General features: G+C 64.0%; 23 protein-coding genes, 1 tRNA gene and 1 pseudogene. 15 read left to right on the top strand and 10 right to left on the bottom strand.

Annotated elements, in window-relative coordinates; all coding sequences use genetic code 11:
- The first annotated feature begins 193 nt into the window (after positions 1-193).
- On the top strand, positions 194-349 hold the full coding sequence (locus AKN84_RS48110; protein WP_167351864.1) for a hypothetical protein: 156 nt from the start codon (positions 194-196) through the stop codon (positions 347-349).
- Between the two features lie 15 nt (positions 350-364).
- On the opposite strand, the gene AKN84_RS21275 is transcribed toward AKN84_RS48110, so the two are convergent.
- The gene (locus AKN84_RS21275) at positions 365-1,372 is read right to left on the bottom strand and encodes a Bug family tripartite tricarboxylate transporter substrate binding protein (RefSeq protein WP_050422583.1); all 1,008 of its coding nucleotides are present in this window, start codon (positions 1,370-1,372) and stop codon (positions 365-367) included.
- Positions 1,373-1,493: 121 nt separating this feature from the next.
- On the bottom strand, positions 1,494-1,973 hold the full coding sequence (locus tag AKN84_RS21270) for an outer membrane protein assembly factor BamE (protein ID WP_050422645.1): 480 nt from the start codon (positions 1,971-1,973) through the stop codon (positions 1,494-1,496).
- A 137-nt stretch (positions 1,974-2,110) separates the two neighbouring features.
- Between AKN84_RS21270 and AKN84_RS21265 the strand changes: the two genes are divergently transcribed.
- The 7 genes and pseudogenes from AKN84_RS21265 (at position 2,111) to AKN84_RS21235 (ending at position 6,960) form a co-directional block, all read left to right on the top strand.
- A complete protein-coding gene (locus tag AKN84_RS21265) occupies positions 2,111-2,662 on the top strand; it encodes a ubiquinol-cytochrome C chaperone family protein (RefSeq protein WP_050422582.1) in 552 nt (183 codons plus the stop codon).
- Positions 2,659-3,243 carry a YceD family protein gene (locus AKN84_RS21260; RefSeq protein WP_050422581.1) on the top strand — a complete coding sequence of 195 codons (585 nt, stop codon included), beginning with the start codon at positions 2,659-2,661 and terminating at the stop codon, positions 3,241-3,243. The genes AKN84_RS21265 and AKN84_RS21260 overlap by 4 nt, the downstream gene beginning before the upstream one ends.
- Before the next feature lie 331 nt (positions 3,244-3,574).
- On the top strand, positions 3,575-4,636 hold the full coding sequence (gene plsX / locus AKN84_RS21255) for a phosphate acyltransferase PlsX (protein WP_050422580.1): 1,062 nt from the start codon (positions 3,575-3,577) through the stop codon (positions 4,634-4,636).
- Positions 4,633-5,609: pseudogene (locus AKN84_RS21250) on the top strand (beta-ketoacyl-ACP synthase III). The gene plsX and the pseudogene AKN84_RS21250 overlap by 4 nt, the downstream one beginning before the upstream one ends.
- A 130-nt stretch (positions 5,610-5,739) precedes the next feature.
- The gene (locus AKN84_RS21245) at positions 5,740-6,075 is read left to right on the top strand and encodes an integration host factor subunit alpha (RefSeq protein WP_035631661.1); all 336 of its coding nucleotides are present in this window, start codon (positions 5,740-5,742) and stop codon (positions 6,073-6,075) included.
- Positions 6,076-6,203: 128 nt separating this feature from the next.
- A complete protein-coding gene (locus AKN84_RS21240; RefSeq protein ID WP_050422579.1) occupies positions 6,204-6,797 on the top strand; it encodes a MerR family transcriptional regulator in 594 nt (197 codons plus the stop codon).
- Positions 6,798-6,882: 85 nt separating this feature from the next.
- Positions 6,883-6,960, top strand: a tRNA-Pro gene (locus AKN84_RS21235).
- 68 nt (positions 6,961-7,028) lie between these two features.
- On the opposite strand, the gene AKN84_RS21230 is transcribed toward AKN84_RS21235, so the two are convergent.
- On the bottom strand, positions 7,029-7,541 hold the full coding sequence (locus AKN84_RS21230) for a MarR family winged helix-turn-helix transcriptional regulator (RefSeq protein WP_050422578.1): 513 nt from the start codon (positions 7,539-7,541) through the stop codon (positions 7,029-7,031).
- Positions 7,542-7,995: 454 nt separating this feature from the next.
- On the opposite strand from AKN84_RS21230, the gene AKN84_RS21225 reads away from it, so the two are divergent.
- The 3 genes from AKN84_RS21225 (at position 7,996) to AKN84_RS21215 (ending at position 11,433) form a co-directional block, all read left to right on the top strand.
- On the top strand, positions 7,996-9,531 hold the full coding sequence (locus tag AKN84_RS21225) for a porin (RefSeq protein ID WP_050422577.1): 1,536 nt from the start codon (positions 7,996-7,998) through the stop codon (positions 9,529-9,531).
- A 302-nt stretch (positions 9,532-9,833) separates the two neighbouring features.
- Positions 9,834-10,295, top strand: coding sequence for a hypothetical protein (locus AKN84_RS21220; protein ID WP_128971044.1), 462 nt, complete (start codon positions 9,834-9,836; stop codon positions 10,293-10,295).
- 175 nt (positions 10,296-10,470) lie between these two features.
- A complete protein-coding gene (locus AKN84_RS21215; protein WP_050422575.1) occupies positions 10,471-11,433 on the top strand; it encodes an SDR family oxidoreductase in 963 nt (320 codons plus the stop codon).
- A 138-nt stretch (positions 11,434-11,571) separates the two neighbouring features.
- Here the strand turns inward: AKN84_RS21215 and AKN84_RS21210 are convergent, their stop codons facing one another.
- The 4 genes from AKN84_RS21210 to AKN84_RS21195 all read right to left on the bottom strand — a co-directional run bounded on the left by AKN84_RS21210 (position 11,572) and on the right by AKN84_RS21195 (position 15,469).
- Positions 11,572-12,039: a GcrA family cell cycle regulator gene (locus AKN84_RS21210; RefSeq protein WP_050422574.1), complete on the bottom strand. Its 468-nt coding sequence runs from the start codon at positions 12,037-12,039 to the stop codon at positions 11,572-11,574.
- Positions 12,040-12,146: 107 nt separating this feature from the next.
- Complete coding sequence (locus AKN84_RS21205; protein WP_016844973.1) at positions 12,147-12,347, bottom strand: hypothetical protein; 201 nt, start codon at positions 12,345-12,347, stop codon at positions 12,147-12,149.
- Positions 12,348-12,511: 164 nt separating this feature from the next.
- Positions 12,512-14,338 (bottom strand): AMP-binding protein, encoded by a 1,827-nt coding sequence (locus AKN84_RS21200; protein ID WP_050422573.1) that lies wholly within the window; start codon positions 14,336-14,338, stop codon positions 12,512-12,514.
- 189 nt (positions 14,339-14,527) lie between these two features.
- Positions 14,528-15,469, bottom strand: a complete 942-nt coding sequence (locus AKN84_RS21195) for an acetamidase/formamidase family protein (protein ID WP_050422572.1) — start codon at positions 15,467-15,469, stop codon at positions 14,528-14,530.
- Between the two features lie 66 nt (positions 15,470-15,535).
- On the opposite strand from AKN84_RS21195, the gene AKN84_RS21190 reads away from it, so the two are divergent.
- From AKN84_RS21190 to AKN84_RS21180, 3 genes are all read left to right on the top strand, one after another.
- Positions 15,536-16,330: a YdcF family protein gene (locus AKN84_RS21190; protein WP_128971043.1), complete on the top strand. Its 795-nt coding sequence runs from the start codon at positions 15,536-15,538 to the stop codon at positions 16,328-16,330.
- Positions 16,331-16,474: 144 nt separating this feature from the next.
- Positions 16,475-17,257 (top strand): DUF169 domain-containing protein, encoded by a 783-nt coding sequence (locus tag AKN84_RS21185; protein WP_050422571.1) that lies wholly within the window; start codon positions 16,475-16,477, stop codon positions 17,255-17,257.
- A 130-nt stretch (positions 17,258-17,387) separates the two neighbouring features.
- A complete protein-coding gene (locus tag AKN84_RS21180; protein ID WP_050422570.1) occupies positions 17,388-18,563 on the top strand; it encodes a saccharopine dehydrogenase family protein in 1,176 nt (391 codons plus the stop codon).
- 132 nt (positions 18,564-18,695) lie between these two features.
- Here AKN84_RS21180 and AKN84_RS21175 read toward each other — a convergent pair whose 3' ends face one another.
- Positions 18,696-19,895, bottom strand: a complete 1,200-nt coding sequence (locus AKN84_RS21175) for an FAD-dependent oxidoreductase (protein ID WP_050422643.1) — start codon at positions 19,893-19,895, stop codon at positions 18,696-18,698.
- 144 nt (positions 19,896-20,039) lie between these two features.
- On the opposite strand from AKN84_RS21175, the gene AKN84_RS21170 reads away from it, so the two are divergent.
- Positions 20,040-20,513: a MarR family transcriptional regulator gene (locus AKN84_RS21170; RefSeq protein ID WP_050422642.1), complete on the top strand. Its 474-nt coding sequence runs from the start codon at positions 20,040-20,042 to the stop codon at positions 20,511-20,513.
- On the opposite strand, the gene AKN84_RS21165 is transcribed toward AKN84_RS21170, so the two are convergent.
- Positions 20,485-21,753 carry an O-antigen ligase family protein gene (locus tag AKN84_RS21165; RefSeq protein WP_050422641.1) on the bottom strand — a complete coding sequence of 423 codons (1,269 nt, stop codon included), beginning with the start codon at positions 21,751-21,753 and terminating at the stop codon, positions 20,485-20,487. The two genes, AKN84_RS21170 and AKN84_RS21165, sit on opposite strands and share 29 nt — an antisense overlap.
- A gap of 135 nt (positions 21,754-21,888) precedes the next feature.
- Entirely contained in the window at positions 21,889-23,433 is a 1,545-nt protein-coding gene (locus AKN84_RS21160) for an undecaprenyl-phosphate glucose phosphotransferase (protein WP_050422569.1), read from the bottom strand.
- Between the last annotated feature and the right edge of the window lie 114 nt (positions 23,434-23,547).

The following is a 23,547-nucleotide window of genomic DNA, read 5'->3' as shown; positions in this document are numbered from 1 at the left end:
AAGCCGCGGGGGTTTTGCTTTAGGGGGACGCGAGATATCGCAGCGTCATTGCGAGCGGAGCGAAGCAATCCATCCCTCCACATGTGGAGAAGTGGATTGCTTCGTCGCTGTCGCTCCTCGCAATGACGGTGGACGTGCCTTCCGCCAAACGATATCCGCCAAGAACCAGACGCCAGCACACGGAGATCAATCGATGTCGCTCTCATCCGCCCGCAACTATGCGCTCCGCGCCTCCAAGTCGCAGGATCAGAAGGAGGCCATCGAGCTGCTGTCGCAGGCAATCATGGAGCTGGCGATGTCGATCGAAGCGACCGACGCCAAGGTCAAGAAGATCAACAAGTCGTCGTAGCATTGAAGGCGGCCGCTACTTGACCTCCATCTGCAAGCCTTCCTTCTCGATGATGGCGGCGAACTTCTTGGTCTCCGCATCGACGAAATCGGAGAATTGCTGCGGCGTGCCGTAGTCGGCGCGGGCGCCCATGCCGGCGATGTTCTTCCTGACGTCGTCGCGTTCCAGCATCGCCTTGATCTGACGGTTCAGCTCGTCGACCACGGGCGCGGGCGCCGTCTTCGGCAGGAATACGCCGAACCATGAGGCGACGTCGAACTTCGCAAGCTCCGGCGCACCCTCGCGCATGACAGGCAGATTGGGCGCGGAGTCGCTGCGGTCGGCCGTGGTGACGCAGAGCCCATTCAGCTTGCCGTCCAGCACCTGCGGCAGCGACGGATAGAGATTGTCGAACAGGATCTGGATGTCGCCGGCGAGCCCGGCCTGCAGCGCGGGGCCGGCGCCGCGGAACGGCACATGCGTCATCTTCAACCCGGTGAGTTGCAGGAACCAGGCGCCGGTGAGGTGAGGGCTCTGGCCGGTGCCGGACGAGCCGTAGGTGAGCTTGTCGGGGTTCTTCTTCAGATAGGCGATCAGTTCGGGGATCGACTTGATGCCGGTCGACGGATGCGCCGAGACGATGTTCGGGATCCGGATCATGTTGGAGACCGCCTGCAACTGGTCGGCCTTGTAGGTCAGATTGCGGAAGATGCTGAAGGCGATCGCGTTGGGGCCGGGATTGCCGATCAGGATGGTGTGGCCGTCGCCCTTGCTGCGCGCGACCTCAGCGGTCCCGATGGTGCCGCCGGCGCCGGAGCGATTCTCCACCACCACCGACTGGCCCCAGAGCGGCTGCAAATGCGCCGCCAGCAGCCGTCCCATCACGTCGGTCGAGCCGCCGGCTGCCGCCGGCACGATGATCCGAACCGTCTCGGTCGGCCGCCAGTCGCCGGCCCCCAGGCTTGCGCGCGGCAGGATCGATGCGGCCGCCAACGCGGCCGTGCCTGACAATACCGTACGACGGGAAAAACTCTTGGCTCTCACGCGCTTACCCCCTGCTCAGGCTCTTGTTTGTGAGCAAGCCTAGGGGACCGCTTGCCGGTCGGGCAAGCGCGACAACTTGGCGCAGTTTCTTTCGCGCTAAAAGCGCGATGCGTCGCGCGCGCTAATTGAAGCTCAGCAGCTTGAACAGCGGTGTCAGGTAGGACATTTCCTGGCCCGACGTCGGCGTGGACCGGCTGACGAAGTCGAAGATCTTGCCGTCCTTCAGGCCGTAATTGGCGAGCCGGCGCACCTGCCGGTTCTTGTCGAAATAGACCGCGATGACGCGCTGGTCGACCACCCGCTGATTCATGAAGGCGACCGGGCGCGAGGTCCGCTGCGAGATGTAATAGAACACCTCGCCGTCCAGCGTTGCGACCGTCGAGGGCGTGCCCAGCACGATCAGCACCTGATCCTGGCTCGCGCCGATCGGAATCTGCTCGAGCGCGCCGTCGGGCAGGATGTAGCCCTTCTGGAATTGCTCACCGGCGCAGCCGCCGAGCGCGGCGGCGCAGAACAGGCCAACGACCGCGAAGGCGCGGAAGCGCGTGAAGAACCCGCGCGCGGAAGCCGCGCGAGACGGTTTGGGAAGAGTGTGGTTCATCGGCGGAACTGATCCGTCCCCTTGCATCGGCCGGAGCATTGACGTACCGGGCAGCTCAATGGATTGCAATCATGCCGAGCTCCAATGGGCGAGCCCTCAACAGGCGTCCTTTGGGGGGCCGGCAGCCGGAACCCGCTATGCTTTGGCCGTTCAATCACTTCAAAAGACCCCGGGTGCCCGCGCGCAGCACCATTGAGACCATCTATGGCATGATCGTGACGCAGGCGCGAGAACCGTTATTTTACCGTGACTTGGGCGTTCCGGACACGGTTAACGGCCGTTTTGACCTGCTTCTGATGCACCTGTGGATGGTGTTGCGGCGATTGAAATCCGTCGAGGGCGGAGCGGAGCTGTCGCAGGCCCTGTTCGACCACTTCTGCATCGACATGGACGACAATCTCAGGGAAATGGGCGTCGGCGACCTCACGGTGCCGAAGCGCATGCAGGCGTTCGGCGAGGCCTTTTATGGCCGCACCGCGGCCTATGACCTGGCGCTGACCGACAGCGACCAGGCCTTGGCCGAGTCGTTCTGCAAGAACATCCTTAATGGTCAGAACATCGACAAGGCCCGCGAACTGGCTGCCTATGCCCGGGCGGCGCTGGCCGAATTGGCTCGCGCCGACCGCGCGGCGCTGACCCAGGGTGAATGGCGCTTTCCGGCGCCACAGACTGTGGGGAGTGCAGCATGAGCGGCAGCACAGGGCGGCCCGAGCGTGATCGCGATCCCTGGCGGGTGCTCGTCAACGTCGCGCAGATTCCCGAGACCGGCCTGCATCGTGCGATCGTAGCCGACGAGGCGGCGCGCAAGGCGATGGCCGATGTCGGGGAGTTGCGGGAGGTCATCTCCGCGCAGGCGGAGTTCGACCTGCAGCCCAAGCGCGACGGCAGCTATCACGTCACCGGCCGAGTTCAGGCGAGGGTCGGGCAGACCTGCGTGGTGACGCTCGATCCGATCGAGAACGAGATCGATGAGCCGATCGACGTGGTGTTCGCGCCGCCCGAGCAGATCCCGCAAATGGCCGACCTGGTCGACGACGCCGAGGAGAGTGACGAGGAGACGCCGGATCCGCCGGAGCCGATCGTCGGCGGCTTGATCGACATCGGCCGGCTCGCCACCGACGCGCTTTTCCTCGGCATCGACCCGTATCCGCGCAAGGTGGATGCGGTCTTTGAACAAGAGGTTGAAGCGCCGGACCCGGAAAATCATCCCTTCGCCGCCCTGAAGGCGCTGAAGGACAAGGCGGACGGCAAGAAGCCCAAGGGCAGTTGAGGGCAGTTAAAGGCAGCCGAGGGGCGGCCGACGTCACATTTGCGGGGATGGCTTGCCTGCGGAACTGCGCGAACAGCGTCCGCGGGCACTTCGAATAAGTGTCACAATACATTGAAATACAATGTATTTCTGATATATCTTAATGCGTTGCGTGACGGTTCGGCCACTGCCTTGTTTGTGGTCAAGAGGTTGTGTCGGACCGCGGACACGCTATTGTCGCGGCCCGGCCGAGACCCGAGTTGGTGTTTCGCCAGGCGCCGTTGACGGCGGTGACTTCAAGCTCGCGGTCTTCGTCTGAAGGGCTGCGGGAGAGCAGGCTTCCGGGACGTTCATGCCTCATAAGGTTCGAATCGCGCTTGACGCCATGGGGGGCGACGTCGGCGCTTCCGTCGTCATTCCCGGCGCCGCGATCTCGTTGAGCCGTCATCCCGACAGCGAATTCCTGTTGGTCGGGGACCAGGCCCAGATCGAGCCGGAGCTCGCGAAACATCCTGCGCTGAAGGCGGTATCGAAGGTGATCCATACCGACGTCGCCGTGAAGAATGACGAGAAGCCGAGCCAGGCGCTGCGGCGGACTCGCCGTGCGTCCTCGATGTGGCTGGCGATCGACGCGGTGAAGCATGGCGAGGCCGATGTCGCGGTCTCCGCCGGCAATACCGGCGCGCTGATGGCGATGGGCGGGCTCAATCTGCGGACACTGCCCGGCGTCGACCGCCCGGCGCTCGCCGCGGTGTGGCCGACCTTGCGCGGCGATTCGGTCGTGCTCGACCTCGGCGCCTCGATCGGCGGCGACGCCCGCCATCTGGCGACGCTGGCGGTGATGGGCAGCGCCATGGCGAGTGTGCTGTTCAACCTCGAACGGCCGACCGTCGGCCTGCTCAATATCGGCTCCGAGGAGATCAAGGGCCACGGCGAAATTCGCGAGGCGGCCGAAATGCTGCGCGCGATGAACTCGAACCAGTTCAACTATATCGGTTTCGTCGAGGGCGACGCGATCGGCAAGGGGCTCGCCGACGTCATCGTCTCGGAAGGGTTCAGCGGCAATATCGCGCTCAAGGCCGCGGAGGGAACCGCGCGCCAGATGTTCACGCTGCTGCGCGAGGCAATGTCGTCGAGCTGGCTGGCGCGGATCGGTTACCTGTTTGCCCGCGGCGCGTTCCAGAAGCTGCGCGACAAGCTCGATCCCAACAAGTCGAATGGCGGCCTGCTGCTCGGCCTGAACGGCGTGGTGGTCAAGAGCCATGGCGGCATCAACGCGGAAGGCTTTGCCTATGCGGTGGATGTTGGCTATGAGATGGCCCACTACGATCTCCTCACCAAGATCAATCAGATGCTCAACCGCGACGGCAGCGCCCTGGTGCAGGCGCAGACCGCGCAGGAGGCTGTCTCGTGACTGCGATACGTTCGGTAGTGCTCGGCTGCGGCTCATATTTGCCGGAGCGGGTTTTGACCAATGCCGAACTGGCTCAGCGAATCGACACGTCGGATGACTGGATCGTGCAGCGCACCGGCATCAGCGAACGGCACATCGCCGCCGATGACGAGTTCACCTCGCATCTTGCGATTAACGCGGCGCGCGCGGCGCTCGCCGATGCCAAGATCGACGCCCAGTCGATCGACCTGATCGTGCTGGCGACCTCGACGCCCGACAACACGTTCCCCGCGACCGCGGTCGCGGTCCAGCACGCGCTCGGCATCAACCATGGCGTCGCCTTCGATCTGCAGGCGGTGTGCTCCGGCTTCGTCTTTGCGCTGACCACGGCCGACAATTTCCTGCGCGCCGGCCATCACAAGCGGGCGCTGGTGATCGGCGCCGAGACCTTCTCGCGCATCCTCGACTGGAACGACCGCGGCACCTGCGTGCTGTTCGGCGATGGCGCCGGCGCGTCGTGCTGGAGGCGCAGCAGCAGTCCGGCACGACCGACGATCGCGGCGTGCTGACGACGCATCTGCGCTCCGACGGGCGTCACAAGTCGAAGCTGTTCGTCGATGGCGGCCCCGGTTCGACCAAGACGGTCGGCTACCTCCGGATGGAGGGCCGCGAGGTGTTCAAGCACGCCGTCGGCATGATCACCGATGTGATCGTCGATGCGTTCAACGCCACCGGCTTCACGGCGGACGACATCACCTGGTTCATTCCGCACCAGGCCAACAAGCGAATCATCGATGCGTCGGCCCACAAGCTGCATATTGCGCCGCAGAAGGTGGTCTTGACGGTCGACAAGCACGGCAACACCTCGGCGGCCTCGATCCCGCTCGCGCTGTCGGTCGCCGTGAAGGACGGACGCGTCAAGAAGGGCGATCTGGTGCTGTTCGAGGCGATGGGCGGCGGCTTCACCTGGGGCTCGGCGCTCGTGCGCTGGTGAGCGCTTCGCTTAAAAGTACGGATATTTCGTAAGGTTCTTTTCCAGCGTGCATGCTGGACGCTGTTGACCATTGCGCGCTAAGCTTTTAATTTCAGTCAAGAAATTGTTCGCCGAGAGTGCGGGGCAGGCGATGACGACGGGAACCGGAAAAACAGTGACGCGCGTCGATTTGTGCGAGGCGGTCTACCAAAAGGTAGGTCTGTCGCGCACCGAATCGTCGGCGTTTGTCGAGTTGGTGCTGAAGGAGATCACCGATTGCCTGGAAAAGGGCGAGACGGTGAAGCTGTCCTCGTTCGGCTCCTTCATGGTGCGCAAGAAGGGCCAGCGTATCGGCCGCAATCCAAAGACCGGCACCGAGGTGCCGATCTCGCCGCGGCGTGTGATGGTGTTCAAGCCGTCGGCGATCCTGAAGCAGCGGATCAACGGCCACGTCGTCACCAATGGCGACGGCAGCAAGGCCGACTAGGGCGTTTTCAAGCGAAGTGGATACCCGGTTCGCGTGAAGAAGACGCGCCAGAACCAGAGTCTGGAGTCCCGTTCCGATTCAACCGGAACGGACGAGGCTCCAGGCATTGAAGCCAGAGGAGCTTGCATTTGGACAAGGCGCCGGATGCGTTCCGTACCATTAGCGAAGTCGCGGACGAGCTCGATATTCCCCAGCATGTGCTGAGATTCTGGGAAACGCGCTTCGCGCAGATCAAGCCGATGAAGCGCAGCGGCGGACGCCGCTATTATCGCCCCGACGACGTCGACCTGCTGAAGGGCATCCGCCGGCTGCTCTACGGCGAGGGCTACACCATCCGCGGCGTGCAGCGGATCCTGAAGGAGCACGGCATCAAGTCGGTGCAGGGCATCGCCGACCAGACCGCGGCCGTCTCGTTCGGCGCGGTCGAGGAGGCGGTCGGCAACAGCATGGCCGAGCCCGACGACCTCGAGAGCAGTGACGGCCTCGATTTCGACGGCGAGGAGGGCGACGGCGACGAGAAGGGGATCGACTACCGATTCGTCGATCCCGACGAGGATCCGATCCTGTCGACCTACAAGGCGCATGCCCAGCCGGGCAAGGCGTCCGCTGCGCCACCGGTGCGGCCTTCCGTTCCGGCCGCGGATCGGGAGCGGCTCGAACGCGTGCTGCAGGAGCTGGTCGCCTGCCGGCAGATGATCGATACGGCGATGAAGGACGGCTGATCCCGGGAACCGGTGCCCGGATTGCAGTCCTTAAGGGCCTGCTGCGCCTTGCGCGAACGCAGGATCGCAGCTAATGGAACGGCATCGGAGCGTGGCGCAGCCCGGTTAGCGCACTAGTCTGGGAGACTAGGGGTCGGAGGTTCAAATCCTCTCGCTCCGACCATTTTTCAAAGCATTCGGCTTTTCAAAACAGCCAGCGGCGTTGATATCGGCCCGATGCGGCCGGCCGTTTCAGGTCTCGAAATCCATCGCCGCGATCAGGCACGCCTTTTCCAGGCGGTTGTTGAGCATCGCGAGCTTGCCGGTGAACTCGGCCAGCTCGTGCTCGCTGAATTCCTCGAACACGGTCTTCTTGAACGCCTTGTGCTGCTCGGCGAGGCCCGCCAGATGCTTTCGGGTCTTGTCGGTCAGCGACAGGCGGACCACGCGCGCGTCGGCCGGCGAGGGCGAGCGGCGCAGCAATTCCTTCTGCTCGAGCAGCTTGGACTGCGTGGTCACGAACGATGGATCGACATGCAGCAGCTTCGACACCACGTTGATCGGCACACCGTCATCCTTGTCGAGATCCGAGGTCGCGATGAGGATCATCCATTGCGGACCGCTGACGCCGAGCGCCTTGCCCCAGAGCTGGCGGACCCGTTCGAGATGCGAGTTGATGGACGAGATCTCGAGCGTAAAGCGCTTGATGATGTCGAGATGCTCGATGGCGCGCAAACGCGCCTGATCCTTCCTGGTCACTGACACAGCTTCCCCTTCCCTAGGTGCCGACTCAGCTTTGTGCTGATTTATTTCTTGTTTCCCGCGTCGACGGGACGTTTTTTTCTAGTAATTCGCTCAGGAAGGCAAGTGAACGTAAAGCAATTATGATGCGTATGTGACGATTGGGCTAAGTTGGGTGCGGCAAATTTGCCCATGTGCGTGAGGCGGTTACGTCGAGCGTTGCTGGCGGGACACAGTGTGGCCGCATTCGCATTCCTGACTTTATAAACTATTTTGTTTGGCGAACTCGCCAATGCATATTGAACCCGGCGGTAGGGGAATCTCGATCGTCCCGTTGCGGTGATCGTTCAAGTCCGTCGCACTCCAGAGATTGGTCTGCGGGTGCGGGGTTTGGGGAAAACGGTCTTGGACAATGCGGGAGGATCACGGGGCGCTCGCGACCCGGACTCTACGCATATGAGCAACTTGGAGGTTTAATATGACATTGGCGAAGAGCCTTATTCTGGGCTCGGCCGCCGCGCTGGTCGCGGTCGGCGGGGCACAGGCGGCCGATCTTCCCGTTAAGGCCAAAGCGGTCGAATACGTGAAGGTTTGCTCGCTTTATGGTCCGGGCTTCTACTACATCCCCGGCACCGACACCTGCATCAAGTTGGGCGGCTTTGTGCGCGCTGACTTGGTTGTCAACGGCAACGGCGTCTACGGCCCGAATACCAACGGCGCCAGCGGCGCCAACAACCGTTTCACCAACGGCTACACTTGGCGTTCGCGTGAAGACCTGAACATCGATACGCGCACCGCGACCGAGTACGGCGTGGTCCGCACCTATTTCGATGCGGTGTTCACCTGGACCTCGGACAGCTACACCGGCCAGGGCAACGGCTCGAGCGTCTATTCGGCGATCGGCAGCTCTGCCGCTCCGAACAACGCTGGTTCGGGCAACGTCGCTGCCGGCACGGTCGGCGTCTACTACGCCTTCATTCAGTTCGCCGGCTTCACCATCGGTAAGTCGGTCTCGCAGTTCGCTGCGCCTTGGACCGCCTATCCGGGCAACAACTACGACGCCCTCGTCGGTGGCATCAACACCACCAACGGCATCAACCAGTTCACCTACACCGCGCAGTTCGGCAACGGCGTGTCGCTCGCTCTGTCGGCGCAGGACCAGGTTGCCTACATGCAGGCTGGCGTGAACAACCTCGGCGTCGGTGGTGCTTACGGCTCCAGCGACTACGCCGGCACGATCGCGCCGGACTTCGTCGCCGCCCTCAAGGTCGATCAGGCCTGGGGTATCTTCCAGGCGTCGGTCGCCGCGCATGACAACCACGCTGCCTACTACGGCGGCACCGAGTTGACCGGCCATCCCGACGACAAGTGGGGCTGGGCTGGTGCACTGGCCCTGTCGATCAAGAACATCCCGACCGGACCTGGTGACACCATCAACCTCCAGGGCGTCTACACCGACGGTGCGACCCGTTACAACATCCAGGATCTGGCCAGCGGCATCAGCTCGGCGACCATCTATGGCGGCTCGAACCTGCCGGGCGTCTACCAGAGCGTTGGCTTCGGCACGGCACCCGACACGGTGTTCGGCCCCGGCGGTCAGCAGCAGACGATCAAGACCTGGGGCTTCCGCGGCGCGTACACCCACAACTGGGATCCCTACTGGAACACCAGCTTGTACGGTGCCTACGCTGCGGTCATGTACAACGACACGGCGAAGTCGCTCATCTGCGGCGTCGGCGGCGTCGGTGGCACGTTCCGCACCGCCTTCGGTGGCGGTGCTGGCGTGACCAGCTGCAACCCCGACTACAACATCGGACAGATCGGCGTGATCACCCGTTGGACCCCGGTCAAGAACCTGACCTTCTCGGCCGACGTGACCTACGTCCATCTCGATCAGAAGTATGCCGGCACGATCACCACCTCGTCGGCTGGTATCGCCAAGCCGACCGCGATCTACGAGCTGAAGGATCAGGACACTGTCCAGATGCTCTTCCGCGCCCAGCGCAACTGGTAATACCGGTTGATCTGATCACGATCCCAGAACCCCGGCAGGCAACTGCCGGGGTTTTTTCTTCCGACCGGAAGAGGTGGTCGTGGAAGCTTGGCTGCGACATTTCGGTCTACGCGAAGAACGAAGACGAGCCATGCGATTCATTGGCGGCAATCTTATTTACTTAGCTGATCTACTAAACTATATACATTACGGCCAACACATTGAATGATGGCTCTTGGCTCCGTGCTAAGCCTCCCAAACCTCCGGCAATGCCCTGCCGGAGGTTTTTGATTCAAGGCCACGAACCGACGCCGGAGATCGCGATGCGCGCGGCACCGCAGATTGCCGCTCGCAAGCAGGCGCGCCCCGCCGCGTCGATTCGATGCCGTCAAGATTTGACGGAATCGATCCGCAGTGCATTCTCGTCATTCATGGGACGCTTCAAGAACAGCCGTCTGGCTCGGATGAGCAGTGGCCATTACTGCCTGATCCGGGATCTCGGGCTGGTGAAGGGCGGCAAGGGGTTGCGGCACCATGAGGTGGTGATCGACTTCTCGTGGCGCGGTCTGCTCAAGCTCATCATGAGCGCTGCCACTGCAGTCCTGCGCCGCGCGCGCCGGTGCGGATCGAAACCGCCGAATAGCGCAGATCAATCCCGGGAGTTGAGCCCGGTCATTCGTGGCGCCACGCACTGCGCGACCAGTGTCGTCGCGACCAATCTGTTCACGATGCGCACGATCATCGTCTCCCGTTGTCGATGTCAGATTGTTCGCAACGCGGAATGATTTCGTTACGTCATCGTCTGCCTCGATCTGCCACACGCGGCTCAACTGCGCGTGAGCAGCGGGCGCCGTTGCTGGGCGATAATTCGGTGATGTACAGTGCCGCAGTCAAACGGCCGGGACTGCGATCCGCGCTCCAGCCGAAAGCAAGAAAAAGCAGGGAAGGAACGGATCTCACATGAAGGATTTCGCCGGAAAGATTGCCGTCATCACGGGTGGCGGCACGGGCATGGGGCGCGAGCTCGCACGGCAGCTCGTTGCCGAGGGCTGCAACGTCGCGATGTGCGACGTCTCGATGGAAGCGATGGCCGAGACCAAGCGGCTCTGCGAGGTCGAGAAGCTGCCGCAGGGCCTGCGCATCACCACCCACGTTGCCGACGTCTCGATCGAGGATCACTACAAGCGCTTCCGCGACGAGCTGATCGAGCAGCAGGCGACCGACAAGATCCACCTGCTGTTCAACAATGCCGGCATCGGTGGCGGCGGCAGCCTGTTCACCAACACCCGCGAGCAATGGGAGCGCACCTTCAACATCTGCTGGGGCGGCGTCTATCTCGGCGTGCGCACCTTCCTGCCGCTGCTGGTGAAGGCCGACGAGGCGCATATCGTCAACACGTCGAGCGTCAACGGCTTCTGGGCCTCGGTCGGCCTCGGCGTGTCGCACACCGCCTACAGCGCCGCGAAATTCGCCGTGAAGGGATTCACCGAGGCGATGATCAACGATCTCCGCCTCAACGCACCGCATGTCAAATGTTCGGTCGTGATGCCCGGTCACATCGGCACCTCGATCGTGTCGAACTCGCGCAAGGTGCAGAACGGCTCCGAGCAGCTCAATCCCGACGAGCTCAAGCAGGCTCGCCAGCGTCTGCAAGGGCAGGGCATCGACGTCGCCAAGATGTCGGATGCCGACATCCAGCAGCTCGCGCTCGATCGTGCGCGCATCTTTCACGACGAGGCGCCGACCTCGGCCGCCGCCGCCGCCAAGATCATCCTCGACGGCGTGAAGGCGGATCGCTGGCGCATCCTGGTCGGCGACGATGCGCACATGCTCGACGAGCGCGTGCGCAAGACGCCGGAGCACGCCTACACGCCGGAGTTTTATCAGGACCTCGTGGCGGCGACCGGCTGGAAGGTCGGCTGATCGCGCAAGACCCGTCATGCTGAGGAGCGCGGAACGCGCGTCTCGAAGCATGCACGGCCCGGCTAGCGGCCGTCGATCCTTCGAGACGGCCGCGTTGCGGCCTCCTCAGGATGACGGGATCGGCGCTTCTAGTGTAAGCTACCCGCGCATCGCGCGCTGGCGGGACCCTGCCTGATAGGCGAGGCGGTAATGCCCCGAGCAATAGGGCATGCCGCCGAGCGGGGTGTTGCCGCAGAAGCAGAAATCATCGGCGCCCGGGCTACTGATCGGCCAGCGGCAGCGCTGCTCGCTCAGTTCGAACAGCGAGCAGCTGTTGACGCTGACGACAGGCGCATCGTCGGGCTCCGGCTCGTAAACCGCCTGTAGCAGCTGGAGCTGCTGCTTCGCGGTCGCGCGTTGCGCGGCGTGCGCGGTGGCTTTCTTCCGCCGCGCCCGGCGTTCGTCCGGCGTCGTGCGGGTGAGGTTCAGCCGCGACAGCTTGCCGATCACCGCATTGCGGCTGACGCCGATATTGACGGCGATGTCGCGGCAGGAGAGGCCGGCTTCAAAGTAGATTTTCAGTTGGTCGACGCGCTCCGGCGTCCAGGTCTCTTGGTTGACAATCATCTGACGGTTCCACGTTCTGTGTTGAACCGCCGCGCCTCCACACACGCCCTTGGTTCCGGAGCATGATCCTTTCGGAAAACCGGTCTCCACTTTTCCGGATCATGCTCTCAGGGCGTGCGGCCGTTATCGCGGATTGCAAGCAACCCGTCCTTGATGGCGAGCCGAATGCCTTCCTCGATCAATGTCCGTGCAACGCCCGGGACGCTCGTGCCGTGGGTGCCCTGTCTCACCAGCTTCTCGAGATAACCAATGGTCGAGAGCGCCAGTGTGACCGGGACGCGGTCGGTTTCGGCCTTTTCCGTAGCCATGAGAAAATGCTTAACCCTGAACGCCTGCACTGAAAAGTATCTATTTAGAGTCTATTTAGGAATGTCGCGGTTCGTCAAGCCGGCGGCCGCAAAATGCGAACAGCCGCGCCGGAGGTCGATTCCGGCGCGGCGTTTTGATTCGATTGTTTAGTTATATGAATAGGTTAGCTGCGTAATTCGACCTTGATCGGGAACTTCTTGAGAAGCCGCTCAGCGGTTTCGGCCTTGTCCGCAGGCGCGGTCACGCTCAGGTACAGCCCGCGGGACGGGTCGGTGATGGCCTCGACACGGACCTCGCCGGACAGTCCTTCCCGGGCCAGCAGCTCGCGCGCAGCCTCGCCGGCGGCGATCTCGCGCAGCTTCGGCTTGAAGATCTTGCCGACCGGCGTGACCGGCATCTCGGGGATCACCGACACCACGCGTGGCCGCGCCGGCGGCTCCAGGATGTTGTCCTGCACGAACGCGGCGAGCGCCTGTGGATCGATATGCGCGCCGGGCTGCGCCGAGACGAACAGCATCGGCACTTCGCCGGCATAGCTGTCGGGTCGTCCGACCGCCGCGGCCAGCGCGACGCCCGGAAACGCCAGCGCGGCGTCCTCGATCGCGCGCGGGTCGATGTTGTGGCCGCCGCGGATGATGACGTCCTTGGCGCGGCCCATGATGTAGACGAAGCCGTCGGCATCGATGCGGCAGATGTCGCCGGTGCGCAGCCAGCCGTCGCTGAACGCCTCTTCGGTCTGCTTCTTGTCGACGTAACCGGCGAACACCTGCGGGCCCCTGGTCAGGAGCTCGCCGACCGGCGAGGGCCACGGCCCGGTGTGCAGCTTGCCGCCCTCGAGGATCGCGAGCTCGACCAGCGGATTGCGGGTGCCGACGCTCTCGGCGCGCGGCTTCACGCCGTGGACGTCATGGGTGATGGCGCCGGCAAGCTCGGTCATGCCGTAGAGCTGCTGGATGCAGGGGCCGCCCCAGGTCGCAAGATAGCGCCGTTCGATTTCCGGCGGGCAGATCGAGGCGCCGGTGGCGGTGACGCGCAGGGTCGAGATGTCGCTGTCGGCGACCGGGATGTCGGCCAGGGCGCCGAGCGTGGTCGGCACGTTGCCGGAGATGTTGACGCGGTATTTCTCGATGATCTTCCAGAAATGCGTGATCAGCGCCGGATCGCGCGCTCCGGCGGGGCCGGGGATGAAGATCGTGGTGCCGGCCGCCAGGCAATTGGCCGTCGTGCAGAACAGGCCGCCGACATGGAACAGCGGCATCGTGATCATCGCACGTTCGCCGCGGTGGAAGTCGAGCGCCATTCGCGAGGATAAGGTGGAGGCGACCATCGCGCGGTTGGTGAGCCGCGCCACCTTGGGATGGCCGGTGGTGCCACCGGTCGGCAGCATCACCGCGACACGGTCGGCCTCGCTCATGTCGCTCGACTTGCCGTAGTCGTCGCGCCAGGCCGGATCAGGCCGCAGCACTTCGCCGTCGAAGGAAATGCTGCCGTCGAGCGGCGCGATCACGATGCGCTTGAGCGAGGGCACCTCGCGCTGCAGCCCCTCGACCCGCTCATAGAGCCCGCCCGGCATTCCCGGCGGCGGCGCGATCAGCAGCTTCGCATTGATGGCATTGAGCTGGGCCGTGATCGCCTCTCGCGTGAACAGCAGGTTGAGCGGCTCGGCGACCCCGCAGGCGGCGGCGCCGAAGATCGCGACGATGCTGGCCGGACAGGCGGGCAGCAGGATCGCCACCGCATCATCCTTGCCGATGCCTTGGCTGCGGAAATAGGTTTCGGCCGCCTTGATGCAGCCCATCAGCTGATCGTTCGAAATCACGACCGGGTTGGGATCGAGCGGCGAGCGCAGATAGATCGCAGCTTCGGCGTCCGGCGCCCCCTGCGGGCCGCGGGCGATGAGATCGAGGATGCGCGGGCAGGCGGCGAGCGTCTCCTGCATCTCCTTGTCGCGCGCAGCCTCGTCGGCCGGCGAAAGCCTGTCCTTCAGCATATCCGTCCCCGTCCATTTTTGTTTCGTTGGGCGGGGGATTGTATCGAGCCGCGCGCGTGGAGCACAAGTGCGGCTATTTGGCCTTCGTCATTCCGGGGCTCGCGAAGCGAGAACGCGGAATCTCGAGAGTCCCCGGTGCGCAATTGCGCCCTGAGGTTCGATGCTGCGCATCGCCCCGGAATGACGGTGCTAACCGTGAACGACCGATTTGGCGATCATGCAGTGAATGCCCTTGGAGCCGTTGACGGTCTGGGTGACCCGCAGGTCGGCGGCCAGGCTGCACAGCGTGTAGGCGTCTTCGCGCGACAGATTGCGCTTCTCGCCAAGCAGCACGATCATGTCGCGCAGCGCCCGCACCGCGCACTGGTCGAGATCGGGATCCATCGCCATGGTGATGTAATGGTCCGCGGTCTCGGCCCGCGGATAGGTGAACTTGAGATCCTTGCGCAGGGTCAGGCGGAAGCGGCCGGTGAGCGCGGTCTCGATCGCGGTGACGCAGACTTCGCCGTCGCCCTGCACGCCGTGGCCGTCGCCGCAGGAGTACAGCGCGCCCGGCACGAACACCGGCAGATAGAGCTTGGCGCCGGCACCGAGCTCCTTGTTGTCGAGATTGCCGCCCATCGCGCGCGGGATCAGCGAGGAGATGCGGCCCCAGGCCGGCGGCGGCGAGACGCCCATCACGCCGAAGAACGGTTTCAGCGGCAGGTCGAGCCCCCATGGCATACGGCCGACCATGCGGTCGCGATCGAGCGGGATGTTGAGGATGCGGGTCTCGTGAAAATCGTCGGGCAGGGTGCCGGACAGCGGCTTGATCAGATTGTAGCCCCAGTCCTGGCGCAGCTGGACGTCGAGAATGTCGACCTCGAGCACGTCGCCGGGTTCGGCGCCGGCAACTGCGATCGGGCCGGTCAGGATATGCCCGGGCACGATCCGCTCGTTCTTCGCGTGGATGTCGTCGAGCTCGGGCGGGACATGGAATTTGCTGCGGTCGGGCACCACGTCGGCGCCGCCGCTGACGGTCTCGATCGTGACTTCGTCGCCGCTCGCAATCGTCAGGACCGGCTTCAGCTTGGCTTCGAAGAAGCCCCAATGGCAGGTTTCGGGACTGGACTTCAGATGATGATGGGTCATGTGACGGCTTTTGATTAGTTTCCCAGCAGCGTATGACGCTGTAGCAGAACTTCGCAGAGGCTTCCCTTGTTTTTTGTGCTCTCCAAGACGGTCGGCATCATGCTGCTGCCGATCAATTTCCTGATCGGGATTGGCGTGATCGGCGCGGTGCTGCTGCTGACGCGGTTTGCCCGCCTCGGCCGCAGGTTGACGGTGGCCTCGCTGCTGCTGCTCGCGATCTGCGGCTTCTCGCCGCTCGGCAATGTCCTGATCTCAACGCTGGAGCAGCGCTTCCCACCATGGGACGCCTCGCGCGGCGCGCCCGACGGCATCATCGTGCTCGGTGGCTCGATCGATGCCGATCTGTCGGTCGAGCACGGCACACCTGTGGTGCGCAGTGCGGCCGATCGCGTCATCGCGGCGGCGGCGCTCGCGCGCAAATATCCGAACGCGCGGCTCGTGTTCACCGGCGGCAGTGCCAACCTGATCTCGAATGATGCGCGCGAGGCCGACTATGCCGCCGAGATGTTCGAGAGCCTCGGCATTGCCAAATCGCGGTTGATCATCGAGCGCCGCTCGCGCAACACCGTGGAGAACGCCGAGTTCTCCAAGGCGCTGGTCGATCCCAAGCCGGGCGAGCGCTGGCTGCTCGTCACCTCGGCCTATCACATGCCGCGCTCGATCGGGCTGTTCCGCAAGGCGGGATTCAACGTCGAGGCCTATCCGGTCGACTGGCGTGTCGGCAATGTCACGAGCTTTGCGACGCTTGCGATCGAGGGCCTGTCGCGCACCGATCTCGGCACCCGGGAGTGGATCGGGCTGCTGGCCTATCATCTGGCTGGAAAAATCGACGATTTGCTGCCGGGACCGGGCCCGCGTTGAGCGACGAGCCGGTCGCTTCCGTCGACCAATCTGATTCTTGTCTAACGCATTTTCTTCACGCGAACCGGTACCCACTTCGCTCGAAAATGCTCTAACATCACACCAACAGGCAGCGCCAAGCCGCCGATCACGGGAGTTCACACCATGCAACAGCAGACACCGCCGGAACAGTTCGACCTTGCCGCGATCGTGGCCGATCTGAACACCCTGCTGCGGCTGAAGACCACGGTCATCGGCATCAAGATGTTCGCCCGCGTCGAGGAGATGGAGGCGATCCCGAAGATCCGCCGTCCGTCGGCGGTTCACACCACGGACCAGATCGTCAGCATGGCCTCGCGGCTCGGCTGGACCGTCGGCATCACCGGCGACGATCTGGTCGGCGCGCAATGCCGCGCGGTGATCGGGCTCGCGCCGCAGGACGAGAAGTGGCTGGCCGGCGAGAACTATGTCGGCGTCTGGCACGGCACCGCCGAGGACGCGCGCAAGCGCCAGGAGGCGCTCGACGTGGTGCCTTACGGCCAGTACCAGGCGATGGTGGTGAGCCCGCTGACCAGCGGCCGCCTCAACCCGCCCGACATCTGCCTCGTCTATGCGACGCCGGGCCAGATGATCATCCTGATCAACGGGCTTCAATACACCGGCTACAAGAAGTTCGAGTGGGGCGTGGTCGGCGAAACCGCGTGCGCGGACTCCTGGGGGCGGGCGCTGAAGACCGGCGAGCCAAGCCTGTCGCTGCCGTGCTTCGCCGAGCGCCGCTATGGCGGCGTGCCCGACGAGGAGATGCTGATGGCGCTGCCGCCGGCCTATCTGGTGAAGGCGATCGCCGGAATGAAGCAGCTCGCCAAGAACGGCCTGCGCTATCCGATAGCGCCCTATGGCATCCAGGCCGACGTGCGCGCCGGCATGGGGGTGTCTTACAAGAAGTAGGGGCATCTTCCGTCATTGCGAGGAGCGGAGCGACGACGCAATCCATGCTCCGCACACGCGGTGAAATGGATTGCTTCGCTGCGCTCGCAATGACAAAACGGGGCAATCTCGTTGTGTGGGAGCCTGATCCATGTCCTCGTCGAAACTCGATATCGTCGTCTACGGTGCGACCGGATTCACCGGTCAGCTCGTGGCCGAATATCTCGCGGCGCATTATCGCGACGGCGGCCTGAAATGGGCGATGGCCGGGCGCAGCAAGGACAAGCTCGCCTCGGTTCGCGATGCGATCGGCGCGCCCGCCGATACGCCCTTGATCGTTGCCGATGCCAGCGATGCCGCATCGCTGAAGACGATGCTGGCGCAGACCAACTCTGTCATCTCGACGGTCGGTCCGTATCAGCTCTATGGCAATGAGTTGATTGCCACCTGCGTGGAAAGCGGCACCGACTATTTCGATCTCTGCGGCGAGCCGGTCTGGATGCGGCAGATGATCGACAAACACGAAGCCGTGGCAAAGGCCAGCGGCGCGCGGATCGTGTTCTCCTGCGGCTTCGACTCGGTGCCGTTCGAGCTCGGCGCGTTCTTCGTGCAGGAGGAAGCCAAGCGCGTGTTCGGTGCGCCGGCGCAGCGCGTCAAGGGCCGCGTGCGCGACATGCGCGGCACGCTGTCCGGCGGCACGGCCGCGAGCGCCAAGGCAACCTTCGATGCGGTCGCCAAGGACTTGAGCCTGGTCGCGATCCTCAACAATCCCTTCGCACTGACCCCGGGCTTCGAGGGGGCGAAGCAGCCGCGCGGCAGCAAGCCGGCTTACGAGGAGGATCTGCACTCCTGGACCGCGCCGTTCATGATGGCGCTGATCAACACGCGCAACGTCCACCGCTCCAACATGCTGATGGGCTTTCCTTACGGGCGCGACTTCGTCTACGACGAGATGGTCCTGACCGGCCCGGGCGAGAAGGGCGAGGCCAATGCAAAGAAGGTGATGGCGCTGAATTCCGAGAAGACCGGTCCCAGCGCACCGAAGCCGGGCGAGGGGCCGTCCAAGGAAGAGCGCGAGAACGGCCGCTACGATCTGCTCTATCTCGCGGTCGCGCCCGACGGCCGCATGGTCCGCGCCGGCGTCAAGGGCGATCGCGATCCCGGCTACGGCTCGACCTCGAAGATGATCTCGGAATGCGCGATCTGCCTGTTGCGCGATACGCCCGATGTCGCACCCGGGTTCTGGACGCCGGGAGCTGCGATGCAAGGTAGGCTGATCAAGCGCCTGGTCGACCACGCTGGGCTGACGTTTGAGGTCGAGAAGTAAGTCGCGCAACGCCCAACGGCTGTCATCGCCCGGCTCGACCGGGCGATCCAGTACGCCGCGGCTTCTCGGCTCAAGCACAAACGTCTCTGGAATGCTGGATGCCCCGCTTTCGCGGGGCATGACAGCCGCGCACTACGCCGCCGCCCGCGGATTATACGCGTACATGAAATCCATGCCCTTGGACGACACCGGCAGCAGCAGCTTCAGCATGTGATCGCGCAGCCACGCGCCGGTCGGGCTGAACTCGCGCTTGCTGTTACCGTTGCGGCGGGCGATCGCCACGATCTTCTCGGCGCGCGGGCGCCGCTCGTGCTCGAACGCCTGGAATGTCAGGCCGAGCTCCTGGCCGTCGCGCATCAGGATGCCGAGCCGCAGCGCGTCTTCCAGCGCGAGCGAAGCGCCCTGGCCGGCATGCGGGCTGGTGGCGTGCGCGGCATCGCCGATCAGGAGCGTCCGCTTGCGCGACCAGGTCGGCAGCGTCGCGACGTCGAGCGTGTCGGTGACTACGATGTTCTCGGCGGCCTCGATGATATCGGGGATCGGCGCGTGCCAGCCGGCGTGGAATTCGCGCAGATGCCGCCTGATGGCGTCCTGGCTCTGCAGGCGATACGCCGCCGCGGTCATGCCGTGTGATGGCTGGGTGCTCCACCACATCCCGCCGGTGTCCGGATCGGGACTGCACAGGCCGTAGCCGAAGAACCCGCTTTGCCCGAACGTGGTCTCCACCTTCTGGCCGATCGAGAGGCGCTCGAACATGGCGCGTGGCACGAATCCGCCGAAACCGATCAGACCGGTATCAAACGGCGTCGGTCCGTCCGGGATCACGTGCCGCCGCACCGCCGAGTGCACGCCGTCGGCGCCGATCACGAAATCGCCCTCGGCGGTGGTGCCGTCGTTGAAATAGGCGATCACCGGCTGGTCGCCGCGATCTTCGATCTTCACCAGCTTCTTCTCGAAGAACACCGAGACGTTGGAGCCCCACGCCTTGTCGATCAGCGTCTCGTTCAACGTCGCGCGGCACATGTTCACTGCGGGCTGGCCGAACCGCTGCTGCATGTTCTGGTTGAGCGAGCCGAGCTTCTTGCCGCTCTGCGAATAGAAGTCGAACGATTCGGCGATCGAGCCGTTGCGGATCAGTTCGTCGGCGAGGCCGAGCTCCGCCAGCACATGCATGCCGTTGGGCGCGATCTGCAGGCCGCCGCCGATCCCGGTGGAATACGGCCAGGCTTCATAAAGCTCGGCCTCGATGCCGGCGCGGGTCAGGAACATCGCGGTCACCGGACCTGCGATGCCGGCGCCAATGATCAGAGCTTTACGGGGACGTGAGGCCATGCCTTGCTCCATGCATCCGTGTGGGCTACGAAAGGTTAGTTGCTAATTATCTTAGTTTATAAGATATTAGGCGAGTAAGATATAGGAGCAGCTTTGTCAAGTGCGAAGTCGCGCGAAGCGCTGGTGCAGGAACTCGAGGAGGCGATGCGCCGGTCATCCGCGCAGGGCGTGATGTATGGCCAAGCCGTTGCGGAAGTTGCCGGAATCTCCAATTCCGACATGGAATGCATGGACATCCTGCTGCTCGAGGGGCGGGTGACTGCCGGCCGTCTTGCCGAGGTGACCGGGCTGACCACGGGCGCCATCACCGGCGTGGTGGATCGGATGGAGAAGGCGGGTTACGTGCGCCGCGAGCGGGACGAGAGCGACCGCCGCAAGGTCTTCATCTCGGTGATCGAGGAAAAGGCCGCCGAGATAGGCAAGTTCTACGTGCCGATGCAGGAGGCGATGCTCAAGGTCTGGAGCAGCTACACCGAAGACGAGTTGCGGCTGCTGCTGCGCTTCGCCAATGACGGCCACAAGGGTGTCCTGGAGGCGACCGCCGCGCTGAAGAGCGTGATCGACACGCCGCCCGAGCAGCGCGCCAAGCTCAAGATGCCGCCGAAGTCTCGTCGCTGACCTCGAGCGATGTCGCACGGTAGCGCTCGGCCGCGGCGTACATGCCCCACATCGTACCCAGCATCATCCAGAAATGCCGCCAATGGTCGGTATCGATGATGAAGCTCTCGCCCGCGATGCCGAGGAAGGCCGAGAAGATCGCCAGATAGTCGCGCTGCCACGGCACCCGCATGTAGATGTAGCGGAAGCCGATGATCGCGCTGACGAACACCAGCGCCGGATAGCAGATGCCAGAGATCCAGCCACCCGACATGAAGGCGTTGAGGAAGGAGTTGTGGGTGTCCTCGGGGAAGTAGGTGTGGAACTGCAGCGGCCCGATGCCGAACGGCAGTTCCAATGCCATCTGGGCGCCGAGGATGTGGCGGCCGAACCGGCCGAAGCGGCCTTCGTCGTAGCTCTGGTCGAAGCTCGCGCGCTGCTTGAACATGTCGGCGACCGTGCCGATCGACAGCAGCACAGCGATCAGCGCAACGGCGAGGATCGCGGCGATCAAGGTCATCACGATAATGCGCGAGCGCTGCGCCTGCGAGCGGCTGGTGAACACCATCAGCGCCAGCATGAATGCCGCGGTGATCACGAGGCCACCCCAGGCGGCGCGGGAGAATGACAGCAGGATCGCGAGCGAGATGATGCCGAAGGCGATGGCGTTGCGAAACGCCTTGCCGAAGCGGTCGGAGACCACGCTCTGCAGTGTGAACAGCGCGGGCAGAATCAGGAACGCGCCGAGCACGTTCGGATCCTTGAAGGTGCCGCGCGCGCGATCATACAGCGTCAGCAGATCATAGCCGCCGGGCACCAGATGGAAGTAGCCGGCGATGCCCGCCAGCGAGGCGATCATCGCGCCGACGATCAGCCCCCGGCGCAGCATGTCGAGCCGCGCCTCGGTATCCTCCGACATCACCATCGCGAAGAAGATGACGGTGACGGCCATGTACCAGGAGGTGAGGACCCAGTTCACCACCTCCGGCTTGTCGAGGAACGGCACCGCGCCGATGCTGTAGCCGACATTGAGCACGATCAGCGCGAACAGCAGCGGCATGAACACGAGCTGCATGCGCAGGCCGGTTGCGAAGAACAGCACGCAGGCGGTCAGGGTGACCAGTTCATACGGGCTCGGCTCGATGAACACGATGGCGATCGACGCGCCGGCGAGCCATACCAGCGCCCGCTGCAGCGCCAGCACGCCTGGCGGCGCCGATGTCAGCGATTGGGACGTCCCGGCTGTCGCCGCATAGGCCATCGGATACTCACGCAACAGATACAGCACTGGCGCTCGTCATTGCGAGGAGCGAAGCGACGAAGCAATCCACCTATCCTCGAGCTGCGAGATGGATTGCTTCGCTGCGCTCGCAATGACGGCAGTTGGTCTCGATTCTCAGTACGCGTTCTCGTTCTTTGTAATCAGCGAGAACGGGGTCTTGAGCAGGATGTAGAGGTCGAACAGCACCGACCAGTTCTCGATGTAATAGAGGTCGTATTCGACGCGCTTCTGGATCTTCTCGTCGGTGTCGACTTCGCCGCGCCAGCCGTTGATCTGTGCCCAGCCGGTGATGCCGGGCTTGACGCGGTGGCGCGCGAAGTAGCCGTCGACCGCCTCGTCGAACAGGCGGTTCTCCAGCTTGCTCTGCACGGCGTGCGGACGCGGGCCGACCAGCGAGAGATTGCCCTTCAGCACGACGTTGAACAGCTGCGGCAATTCGTCGAGCGAGCTCTTGCGGATAAAGCGGCCGACGCGGGTGACGCGCGGATCGTTCTTGGTCACGACCTTGGAGGCGGTCGGATCGGCCTGGTGGTGGTAGAGCGAACGGAACTTGTAGACGTCGATCCGCTCGTTGTTGAAGCCGAACCGCTTCTGGCGAAACAGCACCGGGCCGGGGCTGTCGAGCTTCACCGCAAGCGCCACCAGTCCCAGCACCGGCAGCGCCGCGAGCAAGGCGAGGCCGCCGACCACGCGGTCGAACAGCCATTTCAGCACCAGATCCCAGTCGGTGATCGGCGCCTCGAACACATCAAGCGTCGGCACCTTGCCGAGATAGGAATAGGAGCGGGGCCGGAAGCGCAGCTTGTTGGTATGGGCCGACAGGCGGATGTCGACCGGCAGCACCCACAGCTTCTTGAGCATTTCCAGGATGCGGGTCTCGGCCGAGATCGGCAGCGCGAACAGCACGAGGTCGACGCGGGTGCGGCGGGCGAACTCGACGATATCGTCGACCTTGCCGAGCTTCGGCGAGCCGGCGCATGTCTCCATGGCGCGGGCGTCGTTGCGATCATCGAACACGCCGAGCACGTGGATGTCGGTGTCGTCGTCGGCGTTCAGCGCCTCGATCAGCTTCTCGCCGTTCTGGTCGGCGCCGACGATGATGGTGCGGCGGTCGAGCCGGCCGTCATGCGCCCAGGCCCGCACCATCGAGCGCAGCGCCAGCCGTTCGGCGATCAGGATCGCAAGGCCGAGGCAGAAGAACGACGACAGCCAGACCCGCGACACCTCGCCACCGAGCTTGACCAGGAAGGAGACGCCGATGAACAGCAGGAACACGAAGGCCCATGACGAGATCATCCGCGTCATCTGGCGAAGCTGGCCGCGGAAGATCTGCACCTGGTAGATGTCGGCGGCCTGGAAGCAGACCACGGCCGCAGCCGACATGCCGAGGATCGAGGTGATGTATCCCCAATGGATGCCGCCGCCGGCGAGCGGCCTGACGTAGGCGAGATAGAGCCCGACGCCGACCAGGCTGAGCAGCACGAAATCGGCGAGGCGAACCACGCCGGCGATCACGACCGGCGAGTAAGCGCCGCGAACTTTCTGATTGGTGACGGCGAGCGCGGCCGGCGACAGGCGGCGGCGGCGTTCGGCCTGTGGCTGAGCAGCCGTCGCAGACGTAGCCGCATCCAGCATCGAGCGTGCGTTAAACGGTTCCACGAGTCCACGTCCATTCCTGCGCCTGCAGATGGGCATCCGCGCGCAGCAGCGAAATTCCCCCGGACGCGACTTAAGGGGACAAATCGGAAGAAACGGTTACGTGTGCAAGAAGTG

Source organism: Bradyrhizobium tropiciagri (genome assembly GCF_001189845.1).
GTDB classification, from domain to species: domain Bacteria; phylum Pseudomonadota; class Alphaproteobacteria; order Rhizobiales; family Xanthobacteraceae; genus Bradyrhizobium; species Bradyrhizobium tropiciagri.
Note: the sequence above shows the minus strand (reverse complement) of the source record. Positions and strands in the feature narration are given on the sequence as shown.

Bases quoted from the DNA above. Each gene is read 5' to 3' on its own strand.
- AKN84_RS21200 (WP_050422573.1), bottom strand. From the start codon at position 14,338: ATGCTGAAGGACAGGCTTTCGCCGGCCGACGAGGCTGCGCGCGACAAG.
- AKN84_RS21215 (WP_050422575.1), top strand. From the start codon at position 10,471: ATGAAGGATTTCGCCGGAAAGATTGCCGTCATCACGGGTGGCGGCACG.
- AKN84_RS21165 (WP_050422641.1), bottom strand. From the start codon at position 21,753: ATGGCCTATGCGGCGACAGCCGGGACGTCCCAATCGCTGACATCGGCG.
- AKN84_RS21265 (WP_050422582.1), top strand. From the start codon at position 2,111: ATGCTTTGGCCGTTCAATCACTTCAAAAGACCCCGGGTGCCCGCGCGC.
- plsX (WP_050422580.1), top strand. From the start codon at position 3,575: ATGCCTCATAAGGTTCGAATCGCGCTTGACGCCATGGGGGGCGACGTC.
- AKN84_RS21170 (WP_050422642.1), top strand. From the start codon at position 20,040: ATGCGCCGGTCATCCGCGCAGGGCGTGATGTATGGCCAAGCCGTTGCG.
- AKN84_RS48110 (WP_167351864.1), top strand. From the start codon at position 194: ATGTCGCTCTCATCCGCCCGCAACTATGCGCTCCGCGCCTCCAAGTCG.
- AKN84_RS21210 (WP_050422574.1), bottom strand. From the start codon at position 12,039: ATGATTGTCAACCAAGAGACCTGGACGCCGGAGCGCGTCGACCAACTG.
- AKN84_RS21205 (WP_016844973.1), bottom strand. From the start codon at position 12,347: ATGGCTACGGAAAAGGCCGAAACCGACCGCGTCCCGGTCACACTGGCG.
- AKN84_RS21220 (WP_128971044.1), top strand. From the start codon at position 9,834: ATGCGCGCGGCACCGCAGATTGCCGCTCGCAAGCAGGCGCGCCCCGCC.
- AKN84_RS21245 (WP_035631661.1), top strand. From the start codon at position 5,740: ATGACGACGGGAACCGGAAAAACAGTGACGCGCGTCGATTTGTGCGAG.
- AKN84_RS21270 (WP_050422645.1), bottom strand. From the start codon at position 1,973: ATGAACCACACTCTTCCCAAACCGTCTCGCGCGGCTTCCGCGCGCGGG.
- AKN84_RS21180 (WP_050422570.1), top strand. From the start codon at position 17,388: ATGTCCTCGTCGAAACTCGATATCGTCGTCTACGGTGCGACCGGATTC.
- AKN84_RS21185 (WP_050422571.1), top strand. From the start codon at position 16,475: ATGCAACAGCAGACACCGCCGGAACAGTTCGACCTTGCCGCGATCGTG.
- AKN84_RS21260 (WP_050422581.1), top strand. From the start codon at position 2,659: ATGAGCGGCAGCACAGGGCGGCCCGAGCGTGATCGCGATCCCTGGCGG.
- AKN84_RS21195 (WP_050422572.1), bottom strand. From the start codon at position 15,469: ATGACCCATCATCATCTGAAGTCCAGTCCCGAAACCTGCCATTGGGGC.
- AKN84_RS21175 (WP_050422643.1), bottom strand. From the start codon at position 19,895: ATGGCCTCACGTCCCCGTAAAGCTCTGATCATTGGCGCCGGCATCGCA.
- AKN84_RS21225 (WP_050422577.1), top strand. From the start codon at position 7,996: ATGACATTGGCGAAGAGCCTTATTCTGGGCTCGGCCGCCGCGCTGGTC.